Annotated in this window: 16 protein-coding genes; 11 read left to right on the plus strand and 5 right to left on the minus strand. The window is 65.6% G+C overall.

The genetic code is table 11. The features are described from left to right. Position 1: 1 nt before the first annotated feature. Positions 2-1,573: an MDR family MFS transporter gene (locus AWB76_RS28505; protein WP_061163477.1), complete on the minus strand. Its 1,572-nt coding sequence runs from the start codon at positions 1,571-1,573 to the stop codon at positions 2-4. Beyond that, complete coding sequence (locus tag AWB76_RS28510) at positions 1,560-2,693, minus strand: HlyD family secretion protein (protein ID WP_061163540.1); 1,134 nt, start codon at positions 2,691-2,693, stop codon at positions 1,560-1,562. Before AWB76_RS28510 ends, AWB76_RS28505 begins: the two co-directional genes overlap by 14 nt. 179 nt (positions 2,694-2,872) lie before the next feature. On the opposite strand from AWB76_RS28510, the gene AWB76_RS28515 reads away from it, so the two are divergent. The 3 genes from AWB76_RS28515 (at position 2,873) to AWB76_RS28525 (ending at position 4,978) form a co-directional block, all read left to right on the plus strand. Further along, complete coding sequence (locus AWB76_RS28515) at positions 2,873-3,538, plus strand: TetR/AcrR family transcriptional regulator (protein WP_061163478.1); 666 nt, start codon at positions 2,873-2,875, stop codon at positions 3,536-3,538. 195 nt (positions 3,539-3,733) lie between these two features. Further along, a complete protein-coding gene (gene hfq / locus AWB76_RS28520) occupies positions 3,734-4,012 on the plus strand; it encodes an RNA chaperone Hfq (RefSeq protein WP_061163479.1) in 279 nt (92 codons plus the stop codon). 204 nt (positions 4,013-4,216) lie between these two features. Beyond that, the gene (locus tag AWB76_RS28525; RefSeq protein ID WP_061163541.1) at positions 4,217-4,978 is read left to right on the plus strand and encodes a 3-oxoacyl-ACP reductase; all 762 of its coding nucleotides are present in this window, start codon (positions 4,217-4,219) and stop codon (positions 4,976-4,978) included. Here AWB76_RS28525 and AWB76_RS28530 read toward each other — a convergent pair whose 3' ends face one another. The 3 genes from AWB76_RS28530 to AWB76_RS28540 all read right to left on the minus strand — a co-directional run bounded on the left by AWB76_RS28530 (position 4,979) and on the right by AWB76_RS28540 (position 8,375). Beyond that, positions 4,979-6,448, minus strand: a complete 1,470-nt coding sequence (locus AWB76_RS28530; protein WP_061163480.1) for an aldehyde dehydrogenase family protein — start codon at positions 6,446-6,448, stop codon at positions 4,979-4,981. It abuts the gene before it with no gap. Next, complete coding sequence (gene speB / locus AWB76_RS28535; protein WP_061163481.1) at positions 6,445-7,416, minus strand: agmatinase; 972 nt, start codon at positions 7,414-7,416, stop codon at positions 6,445-6,447. Before speB ends, AWB76_RS28530 begins: the two co-directional genes overlap by 4 nt. Positions 7,417-7,529: 113 nt before the next feature. Further along, a complete protein-coding gene (locus AWB76_RS28540; protein ID WP_061163482.1) occupies positions 7,530-8,375 on the minus strand; it encodes a helix-turn-helix transcriptional regulator in 846 nt (281 codons plus the stop codon). Between the two features lie 202 nt (positions 8,376-8,577). Between AWB76_RS28540 and AWB76_RS28545 the strand changes: the two genes are divergently transcribed. The 8 genes from AWB76_RS28545 to AWB76_RS28580 all read left to right on the plus strand — a co-directional run bounded on the left by AWB76_RS28545 (position 8,578) and on the right by AWB76_RS28580 (position 19,858). Further along, the gene (locus AWB76_RS28545) at positions 8,578-8,925 is read left to right on the plus strand and encodes a cupin domain-containing protein (RefSeq protein ID WP_061163483.1); all 348 of its coding nucleotides are present in this window, start codon (positions 8,578-8,580) and stop codon (positions 8,923-8,925) included. A 157-nt stretch (positions 8,926-9,082) separates the two neighbouring features. Then, complete coding sequence (locus tag AWB76_RS28550) at positions 9,083-10,432, plus strand: NAD(P)/FAD-dependent oxidoreductase (protein WP_096031368.1); 1,350 nt, start codon at positions 9,083-9,085, stop codon at positions 10,430-10,432. Between the two features lie 17 nt (positions 10,433-10,449). Next, the gene (locus tag AWB76_RS28555) at positions 10,450-11,391 is read left to right on the plus strand and encodes a LysR family transcriptional regulator (protein WP_061163484.1); all 942 of its coding nucleotides are present in this window, start codon (positions 10,450-10,452) and stop codon (positions 11,389-11,391) included. A gap of 83 nt (positions 11,392-11,474) precedes the next feature. After that, positions 11,475-13,025, plus strand: a complete 1,551-nt coding sequence (locus AWB76_RS28560) for a purine-cytosine permease family protein (protein WP_061163485.1) — start codon at positions 11,475-11,477, stop codon at positions 13,023-13,025. 134 nt (positions 13,026-13,159) lie between these two features. Then, positions 13,160-15,214 (plus strand): alkyl/aryl-sulfatase, encoded by a 2,055-nt coding sequence (locus AWB76_RS28565; protein WP_082864556.1) that lies wholly within the window; start codon positions 13,160-13,162, stop codon positions 15,212-15,214. A 9-nt stretch (positions 15,215-15,223) separates the two neighbouring features. Continuing rightward, on the plus strand, positions 15,224-15,751 hold the full coding sequence (locus tag AWB76_RS28570; protein WP_061163486.1) for a hypothetical protein: 528 nt from the start codon (positions 15,224-15,226) through the stop codon (positions 15,749-15,751). Positions 15,752-15,762: 11 nt separating this feature from the next. Further along, entirely contained in the window at positions 15,763-16,527 is a 765-nt protein-coding gene (locus AWB76_RS28575; protein ID WP_061163487.1) for a bestrophin-like domain, read from the plus strand. 76 nt (positions 16,528-16,603) lie between these two features. Next, entirely contained in the window at positions 16,604-19,858 is a 3,255-nt protein-coding gene (locus tag AWB76_RS28580) for an adenylate/guanylate cyclase domain-containing protein (protein ID WP_061163488.1), read from the plus strand. Positions 19,859-19,860 lie beyond the last annotated feature (2 nt).

A 19,860-nucleotide genomic window follows, 5' to 3' on the forward strand; every position in this document is an offset into this window, starting at 1 on the left:
ATCAGTGGCCGGCGGACGGCATGTCGCCGGATTGAGCGCTCGGCGTCTTGAGCAGGAGCGCGAGCGGAAGGCACGCGAGCAGCGCGATCGCCAGCACGTAGAAGGTTTCGGAGTAGGTCATGACGATGGCCTGCTGGCTGATCTGCGCCGACAACTGGCCGAGCGCCTGCATCTTCGCGTGCATCATGTCGCCGCCCTGCGCGAAGAAGCTCGCGGCGCTCGCGGCCATGCGCTCCTGGCCGATCACCGAGTTCGCCGTCAGCGATTCGCGGATCGACGCGGTGTGGAAATCGTTGCGCCGGTCGATCACCGTGCCGAGGATCGCGAGTCCGACCGAGCCGCCGAGATTGCGCGCCATGTTGTAGAGGCCGGCTGCGTCGCCGGATTCTTCGCGCGAAACCGCCGCCATCGACGCCTGATTGAGCGGCATCATCGCGAGCATCTGGCCGAAGCCGCGCAGAATCTGCGACCAGAAGAAATCATGGCCGACGCTTTGCGCGGTGAGCGAGATATCGAGCAGGCAGCTCGCGGCGAAGCACAGCAGCCCGGAAATGACGAGCACGCGAAAATCCACCTTGCCGAGCAGACGCGGCAGCACCGGCATGATGAGAAACGCGGGCACGCCCGACACGAGCATGATCGCCCCGGACTGCAACGCGTTGTAACCCGCGACGATGCTCAGAAACTGCGGCAGCAGGAACGACACGCAATAAAGCCCCGCGCCCACGGCGAACACGATCAGGATCACGCTCGCGTAGCGCGGGTTGCGCAGCAGCGAGAGCCGCACGATCGGCTTCTTCGCGACGAACTGAGAGATCGCGATCAGCAGGAAGCCGAAAGCCGTCACGCAGGTGAGCATCACGATTTCGCTCGATTCGAACCATTGATTGCGCTGGCCTTCTTCGAGCACGACTGTCAGCGAGCTCAAGCCGATGGCCAGCCCTGCGATGCCGATCCAGTCGGCCTTGAGGAACGATTCCCAGTGCGACTTCTCCGCCGGCAAACCGGTGATGAGCAGCGCGACGAGCGCGAAGCCCACCGGCACGTTGACGAAGAAGCACCACGACCACGAGATGTTCTCCGCGAGCCAGCCGCCGAGCACCGGCCCGAGCAGCGGCCCGAGCAGCACGATCAGACCGAAAATCGTCATGCCGACGGGCATCTGCTCGCGCGGCAGCCGTGTGCGGATGATGGTCTGCGCGGTCGGAATCATCGCGCCGCCGGTGAAGCCTTGCCCGATGCGGCCCGCGACCATCATCGAAAGGGACGTGGAGAAGCCGCACATCACAGAGAACAGCGTGAAGAGCACCGCGTTGCCGAGCAGGAAATTGCGCAGGCCGAACACGCGCGTGAGCCACGCGGCGAGCGGAATCATCACGATTTCCGACATCAGATAGCCCGTGGAAATCCACGTGCCTTCCGTGCCGGTCGCGCCGATCTCGCCCTGGATCTGCGGCAGCGCGGAGTTCGTAATGGAGATGTCGAGCGTGGCCATCAGCGCGCCGAGCGCGCCGGCCGTGACCGCGATCCAGTCGGTCGCGCTCGCGCGGGCGTGCGCTTCAGCGTGTGACATGGCGGTTTTCGTCGGCGATGCGATGGCTGTCGTCGGTGGCGGTTTTCGTGTCGACATCGACGGTCACCGACAAGCCCGGCAGCAGCACCTTGCGCGTTTGCGGACCCGTATCGACGCGAATGCGCACCGGCACGCGCTGCACGATCTTCGTGAAGTTGCCGGTCGCGTTCTCCGGCGGCAAGAGCGCGAACTGCGCGCCGGTGCCGGGCGCGAAGCTTTCGACGACGCCGTGCAGATCCGTGCCTTTGAGCGCGTCGACATGCAACGTCGCGGGCTGGCCGATGCGCATGCGGCCGACCTGCGTTTCCTTGAAGTTCGCTTCGAGATAGAGCGCCTCGACCGGCACGACCGTCATGAGGCGCGTGCCCGGCTGCACGTACTGGCCGACGCGCACGGAGCGATCGCCGACGCGCCCCGCGACCGGGCTCACGAGCGTCGTGTCGCCGAGATCGAGCTTCGACTGGTTCAGTTGCGCCTGCGCCGCTTCGACCTGCGCGCGCGCCTGGGCGATCTGCGCTTCGGTCGCGCCGATCTGCGTCGACGCCGAACGCGCGGCGGCCAGATTCGCGGCGAGCGTGGCGCGCGCCTGATCGCGCGTGGAAATGAGGCTCGCGAGGCGCTCGGCGGTTTCCGCGCCCGTCGCGACGAGCGGACGATAGCGGTTCACGTCGTCCTCCGCGTGCGCGAGACTCACGCGCGACACGTCAGCCTGCGCCTTCGCTTGATCGGCGTTGGCGTGCTGCTGCTTCAGTTCGGCTTCGGCGCGTTGAATGTCGGCGGCGCGGGCGTCGAGCGTGGCCTTCGCCTGATCGAGCGATGCCTGATACTGCCGCGTGTCGAGTTTCGCGAGCGGCGCGCCTGCCGCGACGGCCTGATTGTCGTCGACGAGCACCTCGGTGATATAGCCGCTCACTTTCGGCGCGATGGTCACGCTGTCGGCTTTGAGATAGGCGTCATCAGTCGTTTCGATGAAACGGCCGACCGTCCACCAGCGCACGCCCCACGCCATGCCCGCGACGACCGCGACGATGCCGAACGCGATCAGCAGGCGTTTGCGTGACGGTTTGCCGCGAGCGGCGTCGGCGGGTTGGCCGCCGTGCGTGGGCGCTGTGACTGACATGATTTCTCCGGAGCTTTCGCGCCACCGCATGCGTGCGGTAGCCTTTGATGAATGCGAGACAGCGAGGGCGGTCCGGGCGGCAACCACCGCGCGACGCGCTCGCCAAACTAGACGATGCCGTCTAGTATGCATGATTCTAGACACGAGCGTCTAGTTTGACCTGGCTTTGGGGACACAAAATGAAGAAGCTGCGCGCCGGAGACGAAGGCGAATCGCAGGATCAGGAACGCGGCAGCACGGCGCGCTCGCCGTTGCAGGCGCGCGGCCGTGCGCGCATCGAGGCCGTGCTGGACGCGACCGCCGAGCTGATCGTCGAAAAGGGACTGGAAGGCGTGACGATGCACGGCGTCGCGCGGCGCGCGCAGACGCCGATCGGGTCGATGTACCACTTCTTTCCGGATCGCGACGCGCTGCTCGCCGCGTTGTGGGATCGTCACGCGGCGGCGCTGGAAGAGCTGGAAGAAGAGCTCTCGCGTATCGACAGCGAAACGTGGCGGGCGCTGACGGCGGAGGCGGTGATCGATCGCATCATGACGCCGCACATCGAATATTTCGAACGCAAGACCGATTTTCTGATTCTGATGTCGGTCATGCCGCACGACGAAGCGAAAAAGAAGCGCAAGTCCAGCATGATGCGCAAGGTCATCGACGCACGCATGCCCGGCGTGAAAGCGTCCGAGCGCGAACTGTACGTCGACATGCTGCATGCGCTCGCGAGCGGCGCGCTGGCTGTCAAATTGCGTCCCGCGATGGGCGACGTGCAACTGGCGCGCCGTTATCTGCGCGAAGTGAAGCGCGCGCTGGCGGCGTATCTGGCCGCCGTGGAGGCGGCGGTGCTCAAGTGACGGCCGGGGTTTCCGGTCCGCACCGGTATCGGGTCGCCACGTTTCATCAGACGATTGGCTAACCTATTTCCACACACGGCTTTTCGACGCGATTATCTTTTCGTCGCAACAACGGCGCGGAAACGCGATAATGACTCGTCCAAGAAATCACCCCGGGCAAAATGCAGCCTTCGCTCGGTTCAACACGGATCATAAATGTCCAACAGTCCAGCCAGCATTCAAGGCGATTTTCTCAACGCGCTCCGAAAAGAACGCAAACGGGTTTCCATTTATCTCGTTAACGGGATCAAGCTGACGGGCCATATCCAGTCGTTCGACACGTATATGGTCTATCTCAATTCGACCAGCGGAAACCAGGTTCTTTTCAAACACGCGATTTCGACCATCTGCGAAGATCACGGCGCGCCCGGTCGGCCGAATCATCGCGAAAGCCGCGGTCCGAGCGACCGGCCGCCGCGTCCGCCGCGCAACTGACGCGGCCTTGCACGGGCAAAGGTCTCATGCGCCGGGCGCGTGAGCCTGCCCGCTATCGGGACGCGGCGCGCACGCCGCCGCGATAACTCCGGCAACTCCCGCACGACCGTATCGAAAAAGGCCTCGGGCCGGACAAGGCCGGATGCGCCGATCTCGACCGCGTCATGATCCACCGCTCAGTTCAAAAAAATCCTGGAGATGCCCATGCTCCTGTCGGAACAAAACGTACTCGTGACCGGCGGCGCGCGCGGACTCGGCGCGGCGATCAGCGAAGCGCTCGCGCGCGAAGGCGCTGGCGTCGTCATCAACTATCGACGCAGCGACGCACAGGCGAAAGCGCTTGCCGAGCGGCTCGGGCCACGCGTCGTGGCGATTCAGGCCGACATCACCGATGAATCCTCGGTCGCGCGTCTGTTCGACGAAGCCCGCGCGCAAACCGGCCGGCCGGTGCATGCCGTCGTGAACAACGCGCTCGCCGATTTCAGCTTCGACGGCGACGCGCGCCCGAAGATCGGCGACATCGCGTGGGCGCGTTTCCAGCAGCAGATCGACGGCGCATTGAAAGGTGCGCTCCACACGATTCAGGCCGCGCTGCCCGCGATGCGCGACGCCGGCTTCGGCCGCATCGTGAACGTCGGGACCAATCTGTTTCAGAATCCCGTCGTGCCGTATCACGACTACACCGCGGCGAAAGCGGCGCTGCTCGCGCTCACGCGAACCGCATCGAACGATCTCGGGCCGGATGGCATCACGGTGAACATGGTGTCGGGCGGACTTTTGCGTACCACGGATGCCAGCAGCGCGACGCCCGAAGCCGTGTTCGACATGGTCGCCGGATTCACGCCGCTGCGCCGCGTCACGACGCCCGCCGAATTCGCCGATGCGGTGCTGTTCTTCCTCTCGCCGTGGGCACGCGCGGTGACGGGGCAGAACCTCGTCGTCGACGGCGGGTTGGTCAAAGGCTGATCAGCCGCGCGCCGTGATCGCGTGGCGCAACTCCTGATAGCTGCGCAATCCCGCCACACCGAGTTCACGGCCGATGCCGCTCAGGCCGAGCCCGCCCCAACACACTTGCGGGAAGATCAGTTGCGGCGTGTTGATCCACACGAGGCCCGCGCGCAGCGCATGGCGATAGCGCCGCGTGGCGTCTTCATCGCGCGTCACGACGGTGGCGACGAGCCCGTAGCGCGTGTCGTTGGCGAGCGCGATGGCTTCATCGTCGGTTCGGAACGACTTCACGCAGGCGACCGGGCCGAACACTTCGTCGGTCCATAACACGTTGTCCGCATCCGGCTCCGCGATGACGACCGGCGCCATGAAAAAGCCTTCCGCGCAGGCAGCGTCGAGCGCGCCGCTGAACGCGACGGTCGCGCCGCCCGCCACGCCCTGCTCGACGAGCGCCTGCACACGCGCACGCTGCGCATGGGAAACGAGCGGCCCCATCGCGACATTGCCGATATGCGGCGGCGCGACCACGAGCGCGCGCACGGCCGCTTCGAGCGCGGCGACGAACTTGCGATAGACATCGTCGTGCACGATGATCCGCGACGTCGCCGAGCACATCTGCCCGGCGTTCGTGAACGCGCCGCCCATCGCGAGCGCGACCGCGTGCTCGATGTCCGCATCGGCGCGCACGATCAGCGCGGATTTCCCGCCGAGTTCGAGCGTGACGCGCTTCATGTCGAGCGCCGCCGTCTGCATCACCTTGCGACCGATGGCCGTGCTGCCCGTGAACGAAATCTTGTCGACGAGCGGATGCGCCGCGAGCAGCGCGCCCACTTCGCCGCCGCCGTTCACGATATTCACGACGCCATCGGGCACGCCCGCCGCCGTCATGATCTCCGCGAGCAGATGCTCGACCGGCGACGTAAGTTCGGACGGCTTCAGCACCGCCGTGCAGCCCGCCGCGAGCGCGGGCGCGATCTTCCACGCGGTCGTGACCATCGGGAAATTCCACGGCACGATCAGCGCGGCCACGCCGACCGCTTCGTACCGGCGCTCGCCGGTCACGGTGTCGTCGGGCAATGTGAGCGTATCGGCGGCGAAATGCGACGCGTCCGCGCACAGACCCGCGTAGTAATCGAATGTGGCGATGGCGTCGCTCACGTCGGTGTCGGCTTCGAGTGGAGGCTTGCCGCTCACCTTTTGCTGCATCGACGAGAGACGCTCGCGATTCGCCGCGATCAGTTCGGCGATCTTGCGCAGAATCTCGCCGCGCGATGCGGGCGTGCGGTTGCGCCATGCATCGAGCGCGGCGTGCGCGGCACGCACGGCGGCATCGACTTGCGCGGCATCGGCGTGTTCCTGCCAGCCGATGACCTCGCCCGTCGATGCATCGTGGATCGCGTTGCCCGCTTCCAGCACCGATGCGCCGTAGCGCGTGCCCGCGATCGTCGCGGCGGGCAGCAGGATCGAGGGGTCGTCGCGCATGTTCATGATTGCGCTCCGTTCGCTTGACGATAGTGAACGCCTGGCATCACGCAGAGCATTTCGAAGGCGAGATTCGCGCCGACGAGCGCCGTCGTGCCGGCCTGATCGTAAGGCGGCGAGACCTCGACGAGATCCGCGCCGACGACGTTCAGCCCCTTCATCCCGCGCACGATTTCGAGCCCTTGCTGCACGGTCAGGCCGCCGATTTCCGGCGTGCCCGTGCCGGGCGCGAAGCTGGGATCGAGTCCGTCGATATCGAAGCTCAGATACACGGGCGTGTCGCCGATGCGCGCGCGCACTTCTTCCATCAGCGGCGCGAGCGAGCGGTTCCAGCACGCTTCGGCCTGCACGACGGTGAAGCCCTGCGCGCGGCACCAGTCGAAGTCTTCAGCGTGATAGCCGGTGCCGCGCAAGCCGATTTGCGTGACCTTGTCGCATTGAAGCAGGCCGTCTTCCACCGCGCGGCGAAACGGCGTGCCGTGCGCGATCTTCTCGCCGAACATGGTGTCGTTGACATCGGCATGCGCATCGACGTGCACGACCGCGACCTTGCCGTACTTCTTGTGCAGCGCGCGCAGGATCGGCCACGCGATCGTGTGATCGCCCCCGAGCGTGATCGGACGGCAGCCGTTCGCGACGATCTCGTCATAGGCCGCTTCGATCAGCCGGATCGAATCCTTGAGGTCGTACGGATTGGTCGCGACGTCGCCGATATCGGCCACTTGCAGCGAATCGAACGGCGCGGCGCGCGTCGCCATGTTGTAGGGACGCAGCAGCACGGATTCCGAGCGGATCTGACGCGGCCCGAAGCGCGCGCCCGAACGATTCGACGTGCCGATATCGAGCGGCACGCCGACGAAACACGCGTCGAGGCCTTCGGTGCTCGCCGCGTGCGGCAGGCGCATCATCGTCGCGATGCCGCCGAATCGCGGCATGTCGTTGCCGCCGAGCGGCTGGTTGAATTCGCGCTGCATGGGTGCGTCTCCCGTCATCGTTGTATGGACGGGGCGATGTTAGGCGACGCAAACGCCGCGCGAATCACGAAGTGGAGATGTTCACATCGACCCGATTCGATGTGAATGGCGCTTCAGGTGGCGTGCAAGCGCGGCTGTTCCTGTCCCCACGCGATCAGATCGCGCTTGGTGCGCACGCCGAGCTTCGCGAACGCGCGCTTCACATACGACTCCGCCGTGCCGATGCGCACGCCGATGATCTCCGCCGCCTCGGGCACCGTGCGGCCCGTGATGAGATGCGTGCAGATTTCGTATTCGCGTTTGGACAGCCGCACGTGATCGGCGGCGATGCGCGCATCGAACTGAGCGAGCGGATGCAGAAACGACATCGGATGCGCCACGCGTTTCGCGGCGCTCGTCGATGCATGCAGCTCCAGCAGGGGAAACAGGAACTCGCTCACGTTGCGAAAGCGGTTCATCTCGGCGAGCGTGAACGGCGGCGCATCGAGCGCGCGTTCGAGCGCGATGGAATCCTGCGCGTGCGCCGTGCCGCGCGCGAGCACGCATTCGTGCGCGATCGACGCTTCATCGAAAAGACGCTGACGGAATTCGCCCGGCGGAATCGCGCCGATATCGCGCACGACGAGCATCGTGCCGACCTTGCCGCGAATGCCCGCGAAGAGCGGATCGCTGTCGTAGAAGCGGTCGTAGTAGAGCGTCATCACATCCGAAATGACGCTCGTGTCCATGCCGACGCCGCTGCTGCCGATCCACTCGCAGCGAAAGCCCGTGGGCTTGCTGCGATCGACGCGCGAACGCTCGATATGCACGACGTTGAGCGGCACGACTTCGTTGAGAAGCAGCGTGAGACGCGGCACGAAATCCGGCGTGCCGACAGCTTCGATGACTTTGCCGAGCGTCTTGAACGAGACCGGAAACGCGGCTTGATCCTGATTGAGCGGGGGTACGTTGAGCAGCATGGCGCGCCCCAAAGAAAAGGCTCTCCGATTGTAGAACATGCGCCGCATCGCCCGCCAGACGGGGTTTTCAGCGTAACTAGGTATTTACCCGAGGATCGCTAAAACGCGGCTTGTCCCCCCTGCGGGGGGGCATACCGGGGCGTCGCGGCCCGGTAACTTTGGCGCACCGATTCATTGAAAAACGTCGCAAAAAGGGAAACACGTGAGCAAGCTGATTCAGGACATCGCGCCGCTGGGCGCAGGCATCGGGCAATTCACCCAACTCGACTACGGCATGGACGAAAGCGACTGGCGCGCGGCCGAGGGCAAAAACGGCAACTACGTGATCGGCTGGTGGGAAGGCAAGGCCGGCGCCGTCGATTTCCCCGCGACCACCGCGGACGAAGCGGTCTGGCTCGTCGAAGGCCGCATCGCTTTGACCGACGTGAACGGCGCGCGCCGCGAGTTCAAGGCGGGTGAGGGCTATTTGCTGCCGGCGGGCTTCGCGGGCCGCTGGGAAACGATCGAGGACGCGAAGAAGTTCTACGTCGTGCTCGAACCGCAGCAATAAACGTCGCACGTCGAGCCCGAGGAGGAGACACGTCATGAACGAAAGCGCGCAGCTTTTCGAAGCCGATATCGCCGCGCCCACGCACGGCGCATCGCGCGGCGTGCGTCCCACGTCTGCCAGATTGACCGTCGAGGAAGCGCTCGCCCGCACGCGGCTCATGCCTTACTGGCTCGACAATCTCGCAGAGCCGCCCGCCGAGCCCGCGCTCGCGGGCGACACGCATGCCGATCTGCTGATCGTCGGCGGCGGCTTCACCGGCTTGTGGGCGGCGGTGCAGGCGAAAGAACAGATGCCCGAACTCGATGTCGTGCTGATCGAAGCGGGACGCGTCGCGCATGGCGCATCGGGACGCGCGGGCGGCATCATCTCGACATCGGTGATGCACGGTCTGCCGAACGCCGTGCGCGTGTTTCCGAACGATATCGCGGAGCTCGAAGCCTTCGGCCAGCGCAATCTCGATGGCTTCGAGGAAACGCTCGAACGCTACGGCATCGACGCCGATATCGAATGGAACGGCGAGATGACGGTGGCCGTCGATCCGGATCACATCGGACATCTGCGCGCCGATCACGATCTGCACAAATCCTATGGCCACGATGTCGTGCTGCTCGACGCCGCCGCCACGCGCGAACAACTCGATTCGCCGCTGTTCGCGGGCGCGCTCTGGTCGCGCAACCGCAGCGGCATCGTGCATCCGGCCAAGCTCGCGTGGGGTTTGAAGCGCGCGGCGCTGCAACTCGGCGTGCGGCTCTACGAACACAGCCCGCTGACGAACGTGACCGACGAAGGCGCGACCGTCCTCGTGAAAACGCCCGCGGGCAGCGTGCGCGCGCCGCGCGTAGTGTTCGGCAGCGGCACGGCGAAAGTCGGCATTCCCGATATCAATCGCCGCGTCCTGCAGGTGCGCGATCACGTGCTCGCGACCGAGCCGCTCACCGACGAGCAACTGGCGCGCATCGGCTGGAAGCAGCGTCAGGGCATCTACGATACGCGCACGCAACTCAACTATTTCCGCCTCACGAAGCGCAACAACATCATCTTCGGCGGTCTCGTGAGCTATCACTTCGATGGCGATCCGAATCCGCCGCACGACCAGAAGCGCGACACCTACTATCGTCTCGCGGAAGCGTTCTACAAGACCTTCCCGCAACTGAGCGACGTGCGCTTTTCGCACGCGTGGGGCGGCCCGATCGACTATTGCTCGCGCGGTTCGGTGTTCGCCAAGCGCTATCTCGGCGACAAGGCGGTGTTCGTCGCGGGCTACACGGGCTTCGGCGTGGCCGCGAGCCGCTTCGGCGCGTTCATGGGCCTGAACATCCTGTTCGATCGCGAAAGCCCGGAGCGCGCGCTCGACATCGCCAATCAAAGCCCGACGTACATCCCGCCCGAGCCGGTGCGATGGCTGGCCGCGAAGGTGACCTTCCACGCGTTCGATGGCGCCGATGCCGAAGGCGGCTGGAAGCGCGCGTGGATCAAGGGCATCAAGGCGATGGGTTTCCCGATGTAACCGCACGGCGGCGCGACATGTTCTCCAACACCTCCGATCTCGACCTGCGCCTCGTGCGTGTCTTTCTCGCGGTCGTCGACGCGCGCGGCATCACCGCCGCCGAAGCGACGCTCGGCGTGCGCCAGTCGACCATCAGCTCGCAGCTTTCCGCGCTCGAAGCGCGCATGGGCTTCCGGCTCTGCGAACGCGGGCGCGGCGGTTTCCGGCTCACGTCGAAGGGCGAGCGTTTCGTGACGTCGGCGCGGGCGCTGATCGCGGCGACATCGCAATTCGTCGCGCAGGTCCGCGATATCGACCGCACGCTCGTGGGCACGCTGTCGATCGGGCTGATCGGGCAGGCGTCGCAGGTGGAGAACGCGCGGCTCGCGGAAGCCATCGGCGCATTTCGCCAACGCGATCAGGCCGTGCGTTTCGCGATGCACGTCGCGCCGCCGCAGGAACTCGAAGAAAGCCTCGTCAATCACGAGCTGGATCTCGCGATCGGTTACTTCTGGCATCGCGTCGCGGGACTCTCGTACAGCAGGCTGTTCAACGAGCGGCAGGTGATCTGTTGCGGGCGCGGCCATCCGCTCTTTCACGCGGACCCGCACGTGACGATCGACGATCTGCGCGCGCACGACTGGATCTGGCGCAGCTATCCCGTGCCGGAGGAACTGGCGAGCATCGGCGAGCGTCGCGTGACGGCGATCGCGGACAGCATCGACGCGGCCACGGTGCTGATTCTTTCCGGCAGTCATATCGGCTATTTGCCCGCGCATCACGCGGAGCCTTTCGAGCAACGCGGACTGATCCGCGTGCTGGGGCGCACGGCCTTCGGCTTCGACGTGCCCATGCACCTCGCGATGAAACGCGGCACCGCCGGCAAACCGATCGTCCGAGCCTTCTGCGAAGACCTTTTCGATGTCTACGGCGCGCGGGAGCTTCATCACGACGAGCCGGAATACGCAGCAGCAGTGTGACCGATGTGAACGTTTTGACGATGCATGACGGCGCGCATCCGGCAGCAACGGAATGACCGCCGATAACAATGGAGCGAGACAGCATGGCAGACAAAACGAGCGGCAACACCAGCGGCAACACCAGCATCACGCAGATCGAAACCTTCGGTTTCGAACGCATTCCCGACGCCTCGCGATACGCGCGGCCCATCGATCTGTTCCGCCTGCTCTTCGGCGGCTGCAACACGTTTTCGACGTCGGTGCTCGGCAGCTTTCCGATTCTCGTCGGACTGTCGTTCGAAGCGAGCCTGTGGGCGATCGTGAGCGGCGTGCTCGCGGGCACCTGCATGCTCGCGCCGATGAGCCTCTTCGGCCCGCGCAACGGCACGAGCGATCCGGTGTCGTCGGGTGCGCACTTCGGCATTCATGGGCGTATCGTCGGGTCGTTTCTCGCGGTGCTCACGTCGGTCGCGTTCTTCTCGCTCGCGGTGTGGAGTTCGGGCGATGCGCTCGTCGGCGGCGCGCACGACATGGTCGGTCTGCCGGTCAATCCGTGGACGCTCGGCACGGCGTACATGGTGTTCGCGGTGCTCGTGCTGATCGTGTGCATCTACGGCTTTCGCTTCATGCTGTGGGTGAACAAGATCGCCGTGTGGGCGGCGAGCCTGATGTTCGTGCTCGGCGCGTTCGCATTCGCGAAGGCGTTCGACGTGCATTACGCCGGCACGCTGCATCACGGCAGCGCGGGCTTTTGGGCCGCGTTCATCGGCGCGGCGCTGGTGGCGTTGAGCAATCCGGTCTCGTTCGCATCGACGCTCGGCGACTGGGCGCGCTACATTCCGCAATCGACGCCGCGCTATCGCGTGATGGGCGCCGTGTTCATCGCGCAGATCGCGACGTTCGTGCCGTTCTTCTTCGGCCTCGTCACCGCGACCATCATCGCGACGCAGGCGCCGACGTACATCACGTCGAACGATTACGTGGGCGGACTGCTCGCGGTGTCGCCGCGCTGGTTTCTGCTGCCGATGTGCCTGATCGCGATCATCGGCGGCATGTCGACGGGCACGACCGCGCTCTACGGCACGGGCCTCGACATGTCGAGCATGTTCCCGAAGCGTCTGAATCGCGTGCGCGCGACGACGCTGATCGGCACGCTCGCCATCGGCTTCATTTTTCTGGGCCGCTTCGCATTCAACCTCGTGGAAAGCGTGGCGACGTTCTCGACGCTGATCTGCACGTTCAGTTGCCCGTGGATGGCGATCATGGTGATCGGCTTCGTGCAGCGCGGCGGCTTTTATCTCGCCGATGATCTGCAAGTGTTCAATCGCGGCGGGCGCGGCGGCCACTACTGGTATCGCAACGGCTGGAACTGGCGCGCGATGGGCGCGTGGATGCCCGCGGCGTTCATCGGTCTCGCGTTCGTGAATCTGCCGGGACAGTTCATCGGGCCGCTCGGCGCGCTCGCGGGCGGCTGCGATCTGAGCGTGCCGGTGTCCTTCGTCGTGGGCGGCGTGCTGTACCTGACGATGCTCTGGCTCTTCCCCGAACCCGACGCCGTTCATGGTCCGCGAGGCCGCCGTCTCGTCGGCGCGATCCGCGAGCCTTCGCGCGGCGCAGCGCCCATGCCGATCACGGCGCGCGTGCGCGAGGACTGACGCGTTCGTCTGATTAGAGTCGTCTATTCGAACATCGCGACGATAGATTTAATCGACTGTCGAGGCCGTGCTTTTCCTTTATCGGTGAAGGAAATGGAAGTTATTCACGCATGCATGGCCCGACAGGAGATGACATGTCCCAGCCGAAGCATCCGGCCGATGGCGAAGCACGCCGAGTGTTCCTCAAAAACGTCGCGGTCGCGGGCATGGCGACCGGCCTGTCGAGCGTAGTGGGCGATGTGATCGCACAAGGCGACGCGTCGTCGGGTGCGACGGGGGCGGCGTCCAAACCGGCGACGCGCTCGACGCTCGATATCAACCAGCAATACGCCAGCTTCCTTTCGTTCGCCGATGCGCAGGATTTCGAGGACGCGCGCCGGGGACTCATCGCGACGTTGCCCGAGCCGGTCGTCATTCCGGGGCAGGGCGCCATTCCGGCGTGGAATCTTCAGCAGTTCGCCTTCGTGAACGGCGGCCCGGAGAACAACGCGCCATCCACGGTCAATCCGAGCCTGTGGCGCAATGCCAAGCTCAACATGAATCACGGTCTGTTCACGGTCGTCGAAGGTATCTGGCAGGTGCGCGGCTACGATCTTTCCGTGATGAGCATCATCCGCGGAGATCAGGGCTATATCGTGGTCGATCCGTTCATCACGACGGAAGTCGCATCGACGGTCTGGAAGCAGCTCGTCATCCCGCATCTGGGCGACAAGCCGATCACGCACGTCATCTACACGCACAGTCACGTCGATCACTACGGCGGCGTGCGCGGTCTCGTCAGCGATCAGGATCTGCAATCCGGCAAGGTGAAGATCGTCGCGCCGGTCGGATTCACCGAGGCGGCAGTGGGCGAGAACGTCATCGCCGGAAACGCAATGGGCCGCCGCGCGAGCTACATGTACGGCTCGCTGCTGCCGCGCAGCCCGACCGGCATCGTCGATGGCGGATTGGGCAAGACGACGTCGGTCGGCACGATCACACTCGCTTTTCCGTCGATATTCGCTGAGAAGACCGGCCAGAAGATGACCCTCGACGGCGTGGACATCGAAATACTGATGGCGCCCGAGTCTGAAGCGCCGTCCGAATTCATGTTCTATCTGCCGAAGTACAAGGCGTTCTGCGCAGCCGAAGACGCGACGCACACGCTTCACAACCTCTACACGCTGCGTGGCGCCAAGGTGCGCGACGGATTGCTCTGGTCGAAGTATCTGCAAACGTCCATCGACATGTGGGGCGCGGACGCGCAGGTGCTGTTCGCGTCGCATTACTGGCCGACGTGGGGCAACGACCGCATCCTGCCGTTTTTGCGCGCGCAGCGCGACATGTACCGGTATCTGCACGATCAGACCTTGCGGCTCGCAAACATGGGACAGACGCCGCTCGAGATCGGCGAAGCGATCCGTCTGCCCGACAGCCTCGCGAAGCACTGGTACTGCCGGAGCTATTACGGCACGGTTTATCACGACGCGGTCGCGCAATACAACCTGCGGCTGGGTTTTTTCGACGGCGTGCCCGCGCATCTGCACATGCTGCCGCCGACCGAAAGCGGCAAGCGATACGTCGACTACATGGGCGGCGCGGCGGCGGTGATCCGGAAAGCGCACGCGTCGTACGACAAGGGCGAATACCGATGGGTCGCCGAAGTCATGAATCACGTCGTGTTCGCGGAACCGCAGAACGTCGCGGCGAAGCAGTTGCTTGCGGACGCCTATGAACAGCTCGGCTATCAGGCCGAGTCCGCGCCGTGGCGCAACTTCTATCTGACGGGCGCAATGGAGCTGCGCAAGGGCATCCAGAAAGTGCCCGCGCCGCAGCCGCAAAGCCCGGACACCATCCGCGCGATGCCGCTCGACATGTTCCTCGATTTTCTCGGCATCCGGCTGAACGGCGAACGCGCGGCGGGCAAGACCGTCACCTTCAACCTCACGCTCACCGACACGAAGGAGCAGGTCGTGCTCGGCGTGGAGAACAGCGCGATCCATTACTCGAAGGGCAAGACGTCGGACGCGGCGGATGCGTCGATCACGATGACGCGCGAGAATCTGAACAACATCATGCTCGGCACGACGAACATGCAAAAGCTCGTGATGTCCGGCGACGTCAAGGTCGACGGGAACAGTCAGCAGCTCGGCGCGTTTCTCACGTGGCTCGACTCGTTCGAGTTCTACTTCAATATCGTTACGCCTTGAGAGGCCGATATGTGCGCCATCTGCAACTTCAGGATCGAATTCGGCGTCGGGCATCCGGCGGCGCTGACGGTTGCGGTCGCCACGCGCGAGGCGATCGAGGCCGGGCTGATCGATCCCGTCGACGCGGAGCAAGGGCTGCTCGCCGCGGCGCGCGCGCGCATGTCGTCGATCGATGCGCTGAATCTGCTGCAGGCGCGCATCGAGGAAACGCACGCGCCGGAGCGGCTTCTGGCGCTGCCGGACTTCTACGTTTTCCTCGTCGAAAGCGACACGTGGGGCTTCTTTCGAGCGACCACCGATGGCTTCGATCCCGATATCGTCCCCGAGGTGCCCGACGTGAGGGCGACCGATGCCGCGCGGCGCAGCTGCATCGTCGTGATGCCGGAGGCGGGTTTGCGCGCATGGCTCGCGGGACGGCTCGACGCGCGCACCGCACTGGAACGATCGCTCTTTCATGTCGACGCGCCGGCACTCGCGCAAGCCACGCTGGCGGCGATGCTCGCCGATGCCGAAGTTCCCGTCGTCGACGAGCGCTGAAGGAGCGTGGCATGACAGCCTTCGTCGATCATCCGGAAGTGTTGTTCGTCGTGCTGCTCGTGCTGTTCATCGGCGCGGTGGCGTTCGGTGCGACCGTATTGCGGCGCTTCGCCATGCTGCCGGCGGAAGACCGCGAAGACTTCAACATCATCCAGACGTCCACGCTGACGCTGCTCGCGCTGCTGGTCGGCTTCAGCCTGTCGATGGCGGTGAATCGCTACGACCTGCGCAAGACGCTGGAAGAAAGCGAAGCCAACGCCATCGGCACCGAGTATTCGCGCGCGGATCTCGCCGATGCCGCCATCGCCGCGAAGATGAAGTCCGCGCTGCTCCGCTTCACCAAGCTGAGACTCGCGCATTACCGCACGCGCGCGCCCGATGAAGTCGCGAAAATCGTGCGCGATACGGGAACCGTCGAAACCGAACTGTGGCAACTCGCGACGCAGGTGGGCAAGGAGCAGCCGACGCCCATCGGCGCGCTCGTCGTCGCCGGCATGAACGACGTGCTGAACTCGCAGGACTATTCGGAAGCCGCGCGCATCAATCACATTCCGCTCGGCGCGTGGTATCTGATGATCATCATCGCGCTGCTCGGCTGCGTCATGCAGGGTTACGGCGCGCGGGGCAGTCTGCGCAAAGGCTTGCTCATCACGATTCTGCCGGCGACCGTGGCGCTGTCGCTCGCGCTGATCGCGGATATCGACAGTCCGAAGGGCGGGTTGATCCGCGTCGAGCCGCGCGATCTCACCCGCTTTTTGCAGTCGATCGAACCGTGACGATGCTCAGGCACCGCGCACATCCGGTGCCATACTGTCTTTCGAGAGGCCGGACGCCTTCCGGCCAGGAGAGATCGTGGACGTCGCCGCGTGGCTGCGCAGCCTCGGAATGGAACGATACGCGCCGGCGTTTCGCGAGAACGCCATCGACGCGGACGTGCTGCGCAATCTCACCGCAGATGATCTGAAGGAACTCGGCGTCGTTTCGGTGGGGCATCGGCGCACCTTGCTCGATGCGCTCGCCGGTCTGCGACACGCTGGCGAGGCGCAAGGCGAGCGGCGGCAAGTCGCCGTGCTGTTCGCCGATCTGTGCGGCTTCACGTCGATGAGCCGGGAAATCGATCCGGAGGACGTGCTCGCGCTGCTCGATCGATACTTCGAGCAAACCGATCGCATCGTGGAGCAGCACGGCGGCCACGTCGACAAACATGTCGGCGATTCGGTGATGGCCGTGTTCGGCGCGCCGGTCTCGCATGGCAACGATGCCGAACGCGCCGTGCGCGCGGCGCTCGCGATCTGCGATGCGATGCCCGGCCTCTCGCGCGCGCTCGGGCGTCCGGTCGCGGTGCATATCGGCATTGCGGGCGGCGAGGTCGTCGCGAGCGGCACGGGCAGCGCGGCGCACCGGGCGTACACCGTCACCGGCGATACCGTCAATCTCGCCTCGCGCCTCACCGATGCCGCCGGCCCCGGAGAAATCCTGATCCCGGACGCGGTGCAGCGGCATCTCGCCGATCGCCTCGATTGCGTCGAACGCGGCGCGCTCGCCGTCAAGGGTTTCGCCGCGCCGGTCTCGGCGTGGTGCATTGCCGGCCTGCGACGCTCGCCGCTGCGCCGGCCGATCGTCGGTCGACGCGAGGAACTGCGCGTGTTCCGCGATGCGCTGCAATCATGCCGCGCGAGCGGGCGCGGACGCACGATCCTGCTGCGCGGCGAGGCGGGCATCGGCAAGACGCGTCTGCTCGAAGAGCTCGAACGCGAGGCGCGCGATGCGGGCTTCGTCTGCCATGACGGTCTCGTGCTCGACTTCGGCGCGACGACCGGACGCGGCGCGATTCAATCGCTCGTGCGCGGGCTTCTCGCGCTCGAAGCGCCCGGCGATGCAAGCGCCATCGAGCGGGCGATCGCCGCCGGGTCGATCGATGCCGGCGACGCGCTCTTCGTCGAAGAACTGCTCGATATGCCGATGCCGCTCGAAAACCGCACGCTCTACGAAGCGATGGACAACGCGATGCGCATCCGCGGCCGGCGCGATGTCGTGTCCCGGCTCGTCCGGCGTGCGAGCCGCGCGCAGCCGCGCCTCCTGGCCGTCGAAGATATCCATTGGTCGGATGGATCGACGCTCTCGGACCTCGCGGCGCTATCCGCGACGGCGGCGCGCTGTCCCGCCGTGCTGGTGCTGACGGCGCGCCCGTCGATCGGCACGTTCGACGAATCGTGGCTCGCCGCGGCGGGCGCGTCCTATACGCTCGTCGATCTCGGTCCGCTGAGCGTCGGCGAAGCGCACGTCATGGCGGAATCGTTTCCCGGCGCGACGGCGCCGCTCGCGGAGCGCTGCATCTCGCGGGCGGCGGGCAATCCGCTCTTTCTTGAACAGTTGCTCAACCATGCGCAGGACAACGCGGAAGCGAGCGTGCCCGGTTCGGTGCGAAGTCTGGTGCAGGCGCGGCTCGACCGGCTCGATCCGATCGGCAAAACCGTCTTGCAGGCCGCCTCGGTGCTCGGTCAGCTCTTCGAGAAAGAAGCGGTCGATTTTCTCGTCGATGGAACCGGCGCAAGCGCTGAACTGGAGCCGCTCGTGATGGGCTGCCTGTTGCGGCGGCAGGGCGCGGGCTTCATCTTCCATCACGCGCTCATTCGCGACGCCATCTACGACGGGCTGCTGAAAAGCCGTCGCCGCGAGCTGCATCGGCTTGCCGCGCGATGGTACGGCGCGCGCGATCCGGTCTTGCGGGCCGAACATCTCGACCGCGCGTCGGAGCGCGAGGCGGCGCTCGCCTATTGCGAGGCGGCGCGCGCGCAGGCGTCGGCGCATCGGCACGAAGCGGCGCTTCGGCTCGTCGGACGAGGGCTCGAAATCGCGGATGCGGACGGCGACCGCGTCGCGCTCGAATGCTTGCGCGGCCATATCCTGCACGACGTGGGCGACATGACATCGGCGCTCGCGGCATTCGAAACGGCGCTCGGCGTCGCCGCGACCGATACGGAACGTTGCCACGCGTGGATCGGGCGCGCGACGGTGAAGCGCGTCATCGACGATCTCGACGGCGCCTGGGCCGATCTGCACTGCGCGGAATCGGCGGCCATCGCGCAGGGACTTTTGCGCGAGCGGGCGCGCATTCATTTCCTGCGCGGGAACCTGTGTTTTCCGCGCGGCGATATCGACGGCTGCGTGCGCGAGCACGAGCGCAGCCTTTCGCTCGCGCGGGAAGCGGGCGATGCGGAGCTGGAAGCGGCGGCGCTCGGCGGCATCGGGGATGCGCAGTACATGCGCGGACGGATGATCAGCGCGCACGACGCGTTCAGCCGCTGCATCGCGCTGTGTCGACGGCACGGATTCGGGCGGATCGAAGTCGCCAACCTGCCGATGCACGCCATCACCGGATGGTTCGCCGGCAGCGCAAAGGCCGGACTCGATGCCGCGCTTGCAAGCGTCGCGGCGGCGGAGAAGGTCGGCCATCTGCGGGCGCTCGCCGTCGCGCATCACGCAGCGTGGCACTGCTTTCGCGATCTCGCGCAGTGGGATCGCGCGTGGGAGCATGTCGGACCGGCGCTGCAATGCGCGCGCGAGCTGAAATCGCGTCGATTCGAAGGCGAGGCGCTCGCGCTGCGCGCGGAATTGCATCGTGTGGCGGGGCGGCGGCGCGAGGCGCTCGACGATATCGAAGAGGCGCTCTCGATCAGCCGCGAAACCGGCATGAACTATCTGGGCGCGGCCTATCTCGGCACCCTCGCGCGCGCCACCGACGATGCCGCCGTCTTCGAAAACGCGCTTTCGGAAGCGGACGCTTTGCTTGCGGCCGGCGCGGTGAGCCACAATCACTTTCTCTTTCGACGCGACGCAATCGACGCGTGCCTCGACCGTGGACGCTGGGACGCAGCCGCGCATCATGCCGATGCCCTCGAAGACTACGCCCGCCGCGAGCCATCGCCGTTTTCCGCATTCGTCGTGGCGCGCGCACGCGCGCTCGTCGCGCATGGAAGAGGCGAGCGCGGTCCGGCGTCGTTGCAGGCGCTCGAATGGCTCGAACAAGCGGGCAGCAACGCCGGTTTCCTTTACGCGCTCGAAGCGGTCAAAGACGCACTGTCGAGCCAGGCGAATCTTCGGTGACG

The organism is Caballeronia temeraria, assembly GCF_001544795.2.
Classification (GTDB): Bacteria; Pseudomonadota; Gammaproteobacteria; order Burkholderiales; family Burkholderiaceae; genus Caballeronia; species Caballeronia temeraria.